The sequence below is a fragment of the Duganella violaceipulchra genome (assembly GCF_019166075.1).
GTDB classification, from domain to species: domain Bacteria; phylum Pseudomonadota; class Gammaproteobacteria; order Burkholderiales; family Burkholderiaceae_D; genus Rugamonas; species Rugamonas violaceipulchra.
On record NZ_JAHTGR010000043.1, the window covers coordinates 1 to 12,810 of the forward strand.

Annotated in this window: 11 protein-coding genes; all 11 read left to right on the forward strand. The window is 67.5% G+C overall.

Translation table 11 applies throughout. From position 1 onward, the window contains the following. The coding region (gene rfbH / locus KVP70_RS32545) for a lipopolysaccharide biosynthesis protein RfbH (RefSeq protein WP_217946559.1) at positions 1-1,049 on the forward strand (1,049 nt) is incomplete at its 5' end. A 4-nt stretch (positions 1,050-1,053) separates the two neighbouring features. Then, positions 1,054-1,833, forward strand: a complete 780-nt coding sequence (locus KVP70_RS32550) for an HpcH/HpaI aldolase family protein (RefSeq protein WP_217946560.1) — start codon at positions 1,054-1,056, stop codon at positions 1,831-1,833. Between the two features lie 17 nt (positions 1,834-1,850). After that, positions 1,851-3,641: a thiamine pyrophosphate-binding protein gene (locus KVP70_RS32555; RefSeq protein ID WP_217946561.1), complete on the forward strand. Its 1,791-nt coding sequence runs from the start codon at positions 1,851-1,853 to the stop codon at positions 3,639-3,641. Next, positions 3,638-4,630 carry an NAD-dependent epimerase/dehydratase family protein gene (locus KVP70_RS32560; RefSeq protein WP_229225249.1) on the forward strand — a complete coding sequence of 331 codons (993 nt, stop codon included), beginning with the start codon at positions 3,638-3,640 and terminating at the stop codon, positions 4,628-4,630. Before KVP70_RS32555 ends, KVP70_RS32560 begins: the two co-directional genes overlap by 4 nt. Next, positions 4,627-5,547, forward strand: a complete 921-nt coding sequence (locus KVP70_RS32565) for an acetaldehyde dehydrogenase (acetylating) (protein ID WP_217946562.1) — start codon at positions 4,627-4,629, stop codon at positions 5,545-5,547. The genes KVP70_RS32560 and KVP70_RS32565 overlap by 4 nt, the downstream gene beginning before the upstream one ends. Further along, positions 5,540-6,565 (forward strand): 4-hydroxy-2-oxovalerate aldolase, encoded by a 1,026-nt coding sequence (gene dmpG / locus KVP70_RS32570; protein ID WP_217946563.1) that lies wholly within the window; start codon positions 5,540-5,542, stop codon positions 6,563-6,565. Before KVP70_RS32565 ends, dmpG begins: the two co-directional genes overlap by 8 nt. A 3-nt stretch (positions 6,566-6,568) precedes the next feature. After that, positions 6,569-7,642 carry an NAD-dependent epimerase/dehydratase family protein gene (locus tag KVP70_RS32575; protein WP_217946564.1) on the forward strand — a complete coding sequence of 358 codons (1,074 nt, stop codon included), beginning with the start codon at positions 6,569-6,571 and terminating at the stop codon, positions 7,640-7,642. Continuing rightward, the gene (locus KVP70_RS32580; RefSeq protein ID WP_217946566.1) at positions 7,632-10,421 is read left to right on the forward strand and encodes an O-linked N-acetylglucosamine transferase family protein; all 2,790 of its coding nucleotides are present in this window, start codon (positions 7,632-7,634) and stop codon (positions 10,419-10,421) included. Before KVP70_RS32575 ends, KVP70_RS32580 begins: the two co-directional genes overlap by 11 nt. Before the next feature lie 37 nt (positions 10,422-10,458). Beyond that, a complete protein-coding gene (locus KVP70_RS32585; RefSeq protein WP_217946568.1) occupies positions 10,459-11,172 on the forward strand; it encodes a class I SAM-dependent methyltransferase in 714 nt (237 codons plus the stop codon). Between the two features lie 28 nt (positions 11,173-11,200). Then, positions 11,201-12,526, forward strand: coding sequence for a methyltransferase domain-containing protein (locus tag KVP70_RS32590; RefSeq protein WP_217946569.1), 1,326 nt, complete (start codon positions 11,201-11,203; stop codon positions 12,524-12,526). 129 nt (positions 12,527-12,655) lie between these two features. Further along, on the forward strand, positions 12,656-12,810 hold a 155-nt coding region (locus KVP70_RS32595; protein WP_217946573.1), incomplete at its 3' end, for a sugar phosphate nucleotidyltransferase.

The window sequence follows — 12,810 nt, forward strand, 5'->3', positions numbered from 1 at the left end:
CCAACCTGGTCGCGTTCAACACGCTGACCTCGCCCAAGCTGGGCGCGCGCGCGATCCAGCAGGGCGACGAGGTGATCGGCGTGGCCGCCGGCTTCCCCACCACCGTCAACCCGATCATCCAGTTCGGTGCCATCCCGGTGTTCGTCGACGTCGAGCTGGGCACCTACAACATCGATGTGACCAAGCTGGAAGCGGCGATCTCGCCCAAGACCAAGGCCATCATGCTGGCCCACACGCTGGGCAACCCGTACAACCTGGACGTCATCACGGCGCTCTGCAAGAAACACAATCTGTGGCTGATCGAGGACTGCTGCGACGCCCTCGGCTCGACCTACCACGGCAAGATGGTCGGCACCTTCGGCGACATCGGCACCATGTCGTTCTATCCCGCGCACCACATCACCATGGGCGAAGGCGGCGCGGTGTTCACCAACAATCCGGAACTGAAGATGATCGCCGAGTCGTTCCGCGACTGGGGCCGCGACTGCTACTGCGCGCCCGGCAAGGACAACACCTGCGGCAAGCGCTTCTGCCAGTGCCTGGGCACGCTGCCGATGGGCTACGACCACAAGTACACCTACAGCCACCTGGGCTACAACCTCAAGATCACCGACATGCAGGCCGCCTGCGGCCTGGCCCAGATCGACCGCGCGCCCGGCTTCATCCAGGCCCGCAAGGACAACTTCGCGTATTTGAAAGAGCGGCTGCAGTCGTGCGCCGAGTTCCTGATCCTGCCGGAGGCGACCGAGCATTCCGACCCGTCGTGGTTCGGCTTCCCGATGACCCTGAAGCCGGAGGCGAACGTCTCGCGCGTGGACCTGCTGACCTACCTGGACCAGCACAAGATCGGCACCCGCCTGCTGTTCGCCGGCAACCTGACGCGCCAGCCCTACATGATCGGCCGCAACTACCGCATCTCCGGCGAGCTGACCAACACCGACCGCGTGATGAACGACACCTTCTGGATCGGCGTGTTCCCGGGCCTGACCCGCGAGATGCTGGACTACGCCGTCACCAAGCTGGAAGAATTCTTCGGCGTAGGCTTCTGACACCATGGAACAGCGCAACCCGATCAAGGCCAAGCTGGCCGCCGGCCAGCCGGTGATGGGCATCTGGTCCATCATCTCCTCGGCCACCGTGGTTGAAATCCTGGCCTTGTCCGGACTCGATTTCGTGATCCTGGACATGGAGCACGGCATCTACGACGTGTCCGCGCTGGAACGCTGCGTGCGCGCCTGCGAAGGCGGCGGCGCGGCGCCGGTGGTGCGCGTGCCGGGCATGGACGCCTCGGCCGTGCAATGGGCGCTGGACCAGGGCGCGCACGGCATCGTGGTGCCGCAGGTGGCGGGCGTGGCGCAGGCCGACGCCGCCGTCCGCATGGGCAAGTTCGCACCAGACGGCACGCGCGGCTACAACCCCTTCACCCGCGCCGGCGGCTACGCCAACCCGTCCAGCAACACCGGCGGCAAGCTGGCCAACAGCTTCGGCCTGTCCTGCGTGATCGTCGAGAACGCCGCCTCGCTCGATGAACTCGACGCGATCTGCGCCCTGCCCGACCTGGACGTGGTCTACGTCGGCGTGTACGACCTGTCGGTGGCGCTGGGCTGCGGCGGCAACACCGCCGACCCGCGCCTGACCGAGATCGTGGCCGACTCGGTGCGCACCATCCGCGCCGCCGGCAAGGCCGCCGGCGTCATGGTGCGCAGCCCGGCCGAGATCGCCGCCGCGCTGGCGCTGGGCGCCAACTTCCTGGTCTACGGCGTCGACACCTTCCTGATCCGCCAGGCCATGGCGGGGGCGGTGGACGCCTTCCGCCTGGCCCAACCCGCATAACTGAAAGAGAACGTCCCATGAAAATCCGCGTCGCCGACTATATCGTCCGCCGCCTGCGCGAAGCCGGCGTCGACACCGTCTTCATGCTCAATGGCGGCGGCATGATGCACCTGGTCGATGCCGTTGGCCGTTGCGAAGGCATGCGCTATGTGTGCGCCCACCACGAACAGGCGTCGGCCATGGCCGCCGACGGCTACGCCCGCCTGCGCGGCGAAGTCGGCGTCTGCTTCGCCACCGCCGGCCCCGGCGCCACCAACATCCTGACCGGCGTGGTCGGCGCCTGGCAGGACAGCGCCCCCACCCTGTTCATCACCGGCCAGAGCAAGAGCACCCAGACCATCGCGCTGTCCGGCATCCCCGGCCTGCGCCAGTTCGGCACCTTCGAGGTCGACATCGTGCCCATCATGCAGCCGGTGACCAAGTACTGCCACATGCTGACCGACCCGCAGAGCGTGCGCTACCACCTGGAGCTGGCGCTGCACCTGGCCGCCAGCGGCCGTCCCGGCCCGGTGCTGCTCGACATCCCGCTCGACGTCCAGGGCGCGCTGGTCGATCCCGACACGCTGGCCGGCTACACCCCGGACGCCGCGCCGGCGGCGGTCGACGCCGACGCGCTGGCGCAGCTGCACGCCATGCTGGCCCAGGCCCGCCGCCCGCTGCTGCTGGCCGGCGCCGGCGTGCGCGCCGCCAATGCCGGCGCCGCCTTCCGCCAGCTGGCCGAGCAGCTGCAGATCCCCGTCATCACCACCCAGCTGGGCAAGGACGCGCTGTTCTACGACCACCCGCTGTTCGTCGGCCACTCCGGCCCGAAAGGCGACCGCCCCGGCAACCTGGCGGTGCAGACGGCCGACCTGATCATCAGCGTCGGCGCCAGCCTGCACGGCCAGACCACCGGCTGGGAAAACAAGCTGTTCGCGCCGGACGCGGTCAAGGTCCAGGTCGACCTCGACCCGGCGGTGCTGGCGCGCGAGCAGATCGGCGTCAACCTGAAGATCGCCGCCGGCGTGGCCGAGTTCTGCGCCGCGCTGCTGCCGCTGGCCGCGCCGCACCCCGGCGCCGGCTGGCGCGCCTGCTGCCAGTCGTGGAAGCAGCGCTACGCGGTGCGCCTGGAGCCGCACCAGCGCGCCGACGACGGCATGAACTTCTACCACTTCGCCGAGGCGCTGTCGCAGGCGCTGCCGGCCGACGCCTGCGTGGTGTCGGACGCCGGCTCGTCGTTCTACGTCATGGGCCAGGCGCTGCGCCTGAAGGACGGCCAGCGCTTCTTCTCGTCCGGTTCGCTGGGCGCGATGGGCTATGCGCTGCCGGCCGCCAACGGCGCCGCCTTCGTCGAGCCGCCGCGCCCGGTGGTGTGCGTGACCGGCGACGGCTCGCTGATGAGCAATGTGCACGATCTGGCGACGATGCGCATGTACGGCCGCAACGTCAAGCTGTTCGTGATCAACAACGACGGCTATGTCTCGATGCGCAACACCCAGCGCGAATTCTTCGGCGGCCTGCTGGTCGGCGCCGACGCCACCAGCGGCGTGTTCATCCCGTCCATGCGCTCGCTGGCCGACAGCTACCAGCTGCCGTTCGTGCGCTGCGAGCGCGAGCAGGACCTCGAGAGCACCATCGCCGCCGTGCTGGCCATGGACGGCCCGGTGTTCTGCGAGATCGTCGGCATGCGCGACCAGCGCATCCTGCCGGCGGTGGCTTCCAAGCGCCTGCCGGACGGGCGCATGGTGTCGACGCCGATGCACGACATGGTGCCCAACCTGCCCGATGAGGTGCTGGCGCGCGAAATGCAGAACGCGCTGGCCTCATGACGCGCCCGCCCGCCATGCGCATCGCCATCCTCGGCGCCACCAGCCAGATCGCCGGCGACCTGGTGCGGTCGATGGCGGCCGAGGGACGCCACCAGCTGTTGCTGTACGCGCGCGATCCGGCCCGGGTAGAACAGTGGCTGGAACAGGCCGGCCTGGCCGGGCGCTATCCGGCCCTGCCCTACGCCGACTACGGCCAGCTCGAGCATGAGGCCGTGATCAACTTCGTCGGCGTCGGCGATCCGTCGCGCGCGGCGGCCATGGGCGGCGACATCTTCGGCATCACGCTCGAATACGACGAGCTGGTGCTGCGCGGCCTGCGCCAGCATCCGCAGCGGCGCTACATCTTCCTGTCGAGCGGCGCGGCCTACGGCAGCACCTTCCTCGAGCCGGCCGACCAGCACACCCGCGCCTCGATCGCGATCAACGCGCTGACGCCGCAGGAATACTATTCGGCCGCCAAGCTGCACGCCGAGTGCCGCCACCGCGCGCTGGCGCAGCACGCCATCGTCGACCTGCGAGTGTTCAATATCTTCAGCCGCACCCAGGACCTGGGCGCGCGCTTTTTCATCACCGACATCGTGCGCGCCATCCAGGACGGCAGCGAGCTGCAGACCTCGGCGGACGCCATGGTGCGCGACTTCCTGCATCCGTCCGACTTCCACCGCCTGGTCGAATGCGTGCTGCAGGCGCCGCCGCAGAACCTCGCGCTGGACTGCTACAGCCGCGCCCCGATCGCCAAGGCCGAGCTGCTGCAGGCGATGCAGCGCCACTTCGGCCTGCGCTACCGCGTTGCTGCGGCCGCGGCCGGCCCGGCGCCGGCCGTCAACGCCACCGGCGCCAAGCCGCACTATTATTCGCGCAACCACAAGGCGGCCGAGCTCGGCTACCGGCCAGCCTCTTCCTCGCTCGACACCGTACTGACCGAAGCGGCCGCCATCCTGGGCCGGCCGCGCCCCGAGCCGGAGCACACCTCAGGAGACCAGCAATGACCCAGCCCCTCAAACTTCGCATCGCCATCATCGGCTCGGGCAATATCGGCACCGACCTGATGATCAAGGTGATGCGCTCCAAGCACCTGTCCTGCACCCTGTTCGCCGGCCGCAACTTCAACTCGGCCGGCATGAAGCGCGCCAGCCAGCTGGGCGTGCCGATCTCGGACCGCGGCATCGAGGCCATCATCGCCGATCCGTCGATCTGCGACCTGGTGTTCGACGCCACCTCGGCCCAGGCCCACATCGGCCACTGGGCCGCGCTCGACAAGCTGGGCAAGACCGTGATCGACATGACCCCGGCCAAGCTGGGCGAGTTCTGCATCCCGGCCATCAACGCCCAGGCCTGCCTCGACACCGGCACCCGCAACATCAACATGATCACCTGCGGCGGCCAGTCGTCGATCCCGATCGCCGCCGCCATCGGCGCGGTGCACCCGGACATCGAGTACGTCGAGGTGGCCTCCAGCATCGCCTCGCGCAGCGCCGGCCCGGCCACCCGCGCCAACCTCGACGAATACATCGAGACCACCGAGGAGGCGCTGCAGCGCTTCTCCGGCGCGCGCCGCGCCAAGGCGATCCTGATCCTGAACCCGGCCAATCCGCCGATCGACATGCAGACCACCATCTATGCCAAGATCGCCAACCCCGACCTGCCGGCGATCCGCGCCTCGGTCGAGGCCATGGTGGCCAAGCTCAAGTCCTACGTGCCGGGCTACGGCCTGGTGGTGCCGCCGACCGTCGAGGGCGGCCGCGTGGTCACCACCATCAAGGTGGTCGGCGCCGGCGACTACCTGCCGCAATACGCGGGCAACCTGGACATCATCAACTGCGCCGCCATCGCCATGGCGGAAATGATCGCGGAAGCCCGGCACAGCAAGCAAGACAAGCACAAAGAGGAGCGCAAGCATGGCTAAGAAAATCCTGATCAGCGACCCGACCCTGCGCGACGGCAACCACGCCGTGCGCCATCAACTGAGCCGCGAAGCCTTCATCGCCTACTGCAAGGCGGCCGAGGCGGCGCGGGTGCCGATCGTCGAAGTCGGCCACGGCAACGGCCTGGGCGCCTCCTCGATGCTGGTCGGCGAATGCCGCCTGAGCGACGACGAGATCCTGACCGTGTCGCGCCAGCACTTGAAAAAATCGCGGCTGGGCATCCACGTGATCCCCGGCTTCTGCACCATCAAGAAGGACCTGGCGCGCGCCATCGAGCTGGGGGTGGACGTGTTCCGCGTCGCCTCGCACTGCACCGAGGCCGACATCACCGACCGCCACATCCACTACGTGCGCGCGGCCGGCAAGGAAGCCTGGGGCGTGCTGATGATGAGCCACATGGCGACCCCGGCCACGCTGCTGGAGGAGGCCAAGAAGATGGAATCCTACGGCGCCGAGGCGATCGTCATCATGGACTCGGCCGGCGCCTACTTCCCGGACGACGTGCGCGAGCGCATCGACACCCTGGTGGGCGGCCTGAACATCCCGGTCGGCTTCCACGGCCATAACAACCTGGGCATGGCGGTGATCAACTCGGTGACCGCGGTCAACGCCGGCGCCAGCATCATCGACGGCACCATCCGCGGCTTCGGCGCCGGGGCCGGCAACACCCAGCTCGAGGTGCTGGTGGCGGTGTTCGAGCGGCTCGGCTTCGAGACCGGCATCGACCTGTACAAGATCCTCGACGCGGCCGACATCGCCGAGAAGGAATTCAATCCGGTGGCGCCGTCGATCTCGCCGCTGTCCATCGTCTCCGGCCTGGCCGGCGTGTTCTCCGGCTTCGCCAAGCCGGTGGCGCGCGCCGCCGAGGACTACCAGGTCGATCCGCGCGACATCTTCTTCGGCCTCGGCAAGCGCAACGCGGTGGCCGGGCAGGAAAGCCTGATCATCGAGGTCGCGCGCGACCTGGCCGAGAAAAACGCAGCAGCACTGAAAGGTTAAACCATGGCCGACCCACGCTACACCGAAGCGCGCCAGGACGCGCTGGCCGCCTGCGCCACCCAGGCCGACGTGCGCGCCGCGCTGGCGCGCCAGCACATCGCCGTCACCGGCGGCACCGGCTTCCTCGGCACCTGGATCGCCGAACTGGTGGCCGCGATGAACGACCAGTACAACCTGGGCATCACGCTCGACCTGTACGCGCGCAACATCGCCGAATGGCAGCAGAAATATCCGCACCTGGCCACGCGGCTGGACATCCGGCTGCGCTCGCAGGACGTGCGCTCCTCGTTCGAGTTCGCCAAGAACACCAACTACGTGATCCACGCGGCCGGCATCCCCAACAACCGGGTGCACGCCTCCGATCCGCTGCGGGTGTTCCAGACCACCGTGTCGGGCATCGCCAACGCGCTGGAGGCGGCCTCGCAGCTCGACGGCCTGCGCCGCTTCGTCAACGTCAGCTCCTGCCTGGTGGCCGGCCCGCCGCAGCGTCCCGGCCCGCTGAAGGAGGCCGACGCCTTCCCGCTGCCGGCCGGCCTGCTGCACACCGTCTACGCCGACGCCAAGCGCGCGGCCGAGATGACGGCGGCGATCTTCCGCAGCCAGTACCGGATGCCGGTGTCGACCGTGCGTCCGTTCACCCTGACCGGCGCCTACCAGGAGCTGGACCGCCCGTGGGCCATCAACAGCTTCCTGCGCGACGTGCTGACCGGCAGCGAGATCCGCATCCACGGCGACGGCAGCGCGCGCCGCAGCTACCTGTACGGCGCCGACGCCGCCTGGTGGACGCTGGCCGCGCTGGCCAAGGGCGTGGACGGCGAGGTCTACAACCTCGGCAGCGCCACCCCGGTCACCCACAATGAACTGGTGCGCCTGATCGGCGAGCAGGTCTCGCCCAAGCCGCGCGTGGTGCTCAACACCGCGCCGAACCGCCAGCAGCAGGACGACGACCTGTACCCGGACATCAGCTTCACCGTGCGCCGCCTAGGCGTCAGCGAAACCTGTCCACTGGAACAGACGGTCGAGAAAGCCTACCGCTGGTTCGCCGCGCCACAAACCATCCAAACCCATGCAAACTAAGAAAACCGTCGTCGACGCCGGCCGCGCCGCCCTGGCGCTGGCCAACAAGGGCAGCCTGCCCATCATCGAACTGTTCCAGACCGGCCAGAACCTGGTCGATGCCGGCGAGCGCCCGCTGGGCATCCAGCTGTACCGCGCCTGGCTGGCGCACACGCCGTCGCCGCTGGCCTACGCGGTGCAGTTCAACCTGGCCGTCATGCTCAGCGACAATGGCGAGCTGTCCGAGGCCGAGGCGGCCTACCGCATGGCGCTGGCGCAGAATCCGCGCTTCAACGAAGGCCACCTGAACCTGGGCACCCTGCTGGAACGCCAGCGCCGTCCGGCCGAGGCGCTGGCCAGCTGGCGCGCGCTGCTCGAGTACAGCAATCCGCAACTGCCGGCCGACCAGCCGCACGTGATCCAGGCGCTCAACAACCTGGGCCGCCTGCTGGAGCTGCAAAAGGATTTCCCGGCCGCCGAGGACGCGCTCACCCGCAGCCTGCTGCTCGACCCGAAACAGAAGAACGTCATCTCGCACTGGGTGCATCTGCGCCAGAAGCAGTGCAAATGGCCGGTGTACAACACCAGCGTCTGCGGCATCCCGGTCGAGGAGCTGATGACCGGCACCTCGGCGCTGGCCATGCTCAGCGCCTCGGGCGATCCGGCCCAGCAGCTGGCCGCCTCGCGCCGCTATGTCGAGGAAAAGGTCAACGCCGAGGTCAAGCCGCTGACCGGGCCGCAGGGCTACGGCCACGACCGCCTGCGCATCGGCTACCTGTCGTCGGACTTCTGCTCGCACGCGGTGTCGATCCTGACGGCCGAGCTGTACGGCCTGCACGACCGCAGCAAGGTCGAGGTGTTCGGCTTCTGCTGGAGCCACGAGGACGGCTCGCCGATCCGCGCCCGCGTGATCGCCGGCATGGACCAGCACATCCGCATCGGCGGCATGAGCGACGAGGAGGCGGCGCGCCTGATCCGCTCGCACGAGATCGACATCCTGGTCGACCTGCACGGCCTGACCCTGGGCGCGCGCCCCAACATCCTGGCCTACCGCCCGGCGCCGGTGCAAATCACCTGGCTCGGCCTGCCCGGCCCGACCGGCATGCCCTTCATCGACTACGTGATCGCCGACCCGTTCGTGCTGCCGCCCGAGCTGGAGCCGTTCTTCACCGAGAAGCCGCTGCACATGCCGCGCACCTTCCAGATCAACGACCGCCAGCGGGTGATCGGCGCCAAGCCCACGCGCGCCGCCAACCAGCTGCCGGAAGACGCGTTCGTGTTCTGCGCCTTCAACAACAACTTCAAGTTCAACCCCGAGGTGTTCGACAGCTGGATGAACATCCTCAAGCGCACCGACAACAGCCTGCTGTGGATGGTGGCCGACAGCCCCGAGGTGCGCACCAACCTGACCCGCCAGGCCGAGCTGGCCGGGGTGGCGGCCGAGCGCCTGGTGTTCGCCGGCCGCGTGATGCCGGCCGACTACCTGGCGCGCTACCAGGTGGCCGACCTGTTCCTCGACACCGCGCCGTTCAACGGCGGCACCACCGCCAGCGACGCGCTGTGGGCCGGCCTGCCGGTGCTGACCTGCGCCGGCCGCACCTTCTCGTCGCGCATGGCCGGCAGCCTGCTGCACGCGGTCGACATGCCGCAGCTGATCACCACCACCCAGCAGGAATACGAAGACCTGGCGGTGGCGCTGGCGCACGACCGCCCGCAGGTGGAAGCGCTGAAGAGCCAGCTGCACGAGCAGCGCCTGAGCTGCCCGCTGTTCGACAGCGAGCGCTTCGTGCGCGACCTGGAGGAACGCTACGCCCAGATCGCACTGAAGGGCAACGCCGGCCTGCAGGCGCCGCAGTTCGCGGGCGCCCGTCCGCCGCAGGTCGACACGCGCCTGCCCAAGGTGGCGATCCTGATGCCGACCCACAACCGGCCCGACTACGCCGAACTGGCGCTGCAGAGCATCCTGGCGCAGACCTGGGGCAACCTGGAAATCGTCATCAGCGACAACAGCACCGACGAGCTCACCCGCGAGCGCTTCGCCCCCTACATGGCGCGCTACGCCAACATCCGCTACCTGCGCTCGCCGGGCCTGGCGCCGCTGGACAATTTCCTCAACTGCTACCGCAACTCCAGCGCCGAGTACGTCAACTACCTGATGGACGACGATCTGTTCCATCCGGAAAAGATCGAGCGCATGATGGCCTGCATGCTGGGCCAGCCCAACATCGGCCTGGTGACCTCGTTCCGCCAGCTGATCGACGCCGAAGGCCGCTACCTGGCGCCGATCCACGGCACCGAGCGCATGTTCGAGATCGCCACGGCGGTGGGCGGCAGCTCGCTCGGCGACATGATCCTGAGCAACGGCCAGAACCTGATGGGCGAACCGACCACCGTGCTGTTCCGCCGCAGCCAGCTGCCCGACCATTTCGGCATGTTCCTGGGCCGCCAGTACACCACGCTGTCCGACGTCGCCACCTGGCTGGCGGTGCTGGCCAACAGCGACTGCGCCTACCTGCCGGAACCGCTGAGCTACTTCCGCCTGCACGGCGGCCAGGACCAGCGCAACGAGAAGATCCGCATCCAGGCCAATATCGAATGGCTGCAACTGCTGTGCGACGCCCACCAGCATGGCAAGTTCATGCGCAACCGCACGCAGGTGCGCGAGATGCTGACCAACAAGCTGGTCAATTGCATCTGGTTCCTGTCGTCGGTGTGGGAACAGGTCGAGCCGAGCTATCCGATCGAAAAAATCAGCGCCCTGATGCAGCAGGCCACCACTATACTGCTAACCAAGGGTTGAGCCGCCGGCCAACCGAATCCCAACAGAGGAGAGTTACATGACGCAGAACGACGGCAGCACCCTGATCGATTTCTTTGAAAATCATGACCACCGCATGATCCACAAGTGGATGCATTACTTCGAGATCTACGAGCGCCACTTCCACCAGTTCCGCGGCAAGGACATGACGATGCTGGAATTCGGCGTGCTGCACGGCGGTTCGCTGCAGATGTGGAAGCACTACTTCGGCGAGGGCGCCAAGATCACCGGCGTCGACATCAACCCGCGCTGCGCCGAACTGGCCGAGGAGCGCATCGAGATCATCGTCGGCGACCAGGAAGACCGCAACTCGCTGCGCGGCATCGTCGCCAACCATCCGCAGTTCGACATCATCATCGACGACGGCGGCCACACCATGACGCAGCAGATCACCACCTTCCAGGAACTGTGGTTCCACCTGAAGGACGGCGGCGTCTACCTGTGCGAAGACACCCACACCAGCTACTGGCCGGGCTTCTTCGGCGGCGGCTACCGCCAGCCGGGCACCTTCATCGAATACACCAAGTCGCTGCTGGACCAGCTGACCGCGTGGCACTCGCCCGATCCGGCCCTGCAGCCCAACGAATTCACCCGTTCCTGCTTCGCCGTCCACTACTACGACAGCATGGTGTTCTTCGAAAAACGCGCGGTGCCGAAGCCGCACGCGCGCATGAAAGGCACGCCGTCGTTCCCGCTGGAGCCGGCCGAACAAGCCGTCTACGACCGCGGTTAATCCCCAGAACCACCAGATAATGCAGCCCATGGACGTCAAGCACATCCCCGTCATTTCCGTTTCCTACAATTCCGCAGAATTGATCGAGGATTTACTCAGTTCGTTCCGGGCGCATTACAGCAACCCCGTCACCATCATCGACGGTTCGGGCGAGCAGCACTACCGCGCCATCGAAGCGGTCTGCGCGCGCTACGAGAACGTGCGCTTCATCCACTTCGACTACAACATCCACCACGGTCCCGGCATGGCCTGGGCGTTCCAGAACCTGGAGCTGCAGGGGCCGGTGCTGGTGCTGGACTCGGACATCTTCGTGCTGCATCCGGGCTTCCTGGAGGCCATGGCGGCCGAGCTCAAGCCGGGCATGTACGGCGTCGGCTACGTCAACCACGTCAACGAGGGCGGCTACGACGTCGACTACGAGCAGGGCGCGGTGCGCTACCTGCATCCGGCCTGCATGCTGGTCAATATCGAGGTGCTGCGGGCCTGGCCGATGCCGACCAAGCACGGCGCCCCGATGACCGAACCGATGGTGGCGCTGCACCGCGCCGGCCAGGACCAGCTGGTGCAGAACTTGCCGTGGCTGAAGGAAGATTTCCTGAACACCCAGCCCGGCGCCCGCAACTACCTGCGCCACGACTGGCAGGGCACGGTCAAGCGCACCGGCGGCTACCACCTGGAAGACTGGCAGCGCGCCAGCCAGCAGGCGGCCGGCGTGCGCCAGCTGATCAAATCGCTGATGCCGGCGGCGCCGGCGCGGGTGCTGGAGATCGGCGCCGGCGACGGCTTCCTGGCGCGCGACGTCAAGGAAGCGGCGCCCGCCTGCCTGTACACGGCGGTCGAGCTGCACACCGAGACACCCAGCGAAAACAAGGGCGCCTGCGACCTGGTGCTGCAGCGCGACGTCGACCACCTGGGCGACGACTTCTTCCGCGACCAGGCCGGCGTCGATTGCTGGATACTGGACAAGGCGCTGGAACGCCTGGTCCATCCGGAAACCCTGCTGGCCCGCATCCGCAAGGTCATGAAGGCCGACAGCTGCGTCGTGGCGGTGATCCCCAACCTGCAGCACTGGAGCGTGCAGGCCAAGCTGTGCCTGGGCGACTTCCGCTACGAGGACAACGGCATCCTCGACCGAGCGCACCTGCGCTGGTTCACGCGCGGCACGATCTTCGAGCTGTTCCAGAAGGCCGGCTACCAGATCGTCCAGGGCGCGCCGGTGATCCACGAACGCATGGAAAATCCCCTGCTCACCGCCGCCCTGCGCCAGCTGGCCGCCAGCGTCGGCGCCGATCCGGCCCTGGCGCTGGAAGACGCCCAGGCCGCCGCCTACGTCATCAAAGCCATTCCGCGCTAGTTCCCTGTTGCTTTGCGGTGCCAAAAAGCCCATCTAAGAGGCCAATTGCACCGTGCTTTTCGTTTAAAATGCAACGGCAGTGCCTGATAATGCAGTCTGCGTACCATTCTTTCACTATCCGGAGACAGCATGAAAGCAGTCATATTGGCAGGCGGCTTGGGCACCAGGCTGAGCGAGGAAACCACTGTCAAACCGAAGCCGATGGTCGAAGTCGGCGGCAAGCCTATCCTGTGGCACATCCTGAAGAGCTACTCCGCCCACGGCATCAATGACTTCGTCATCTG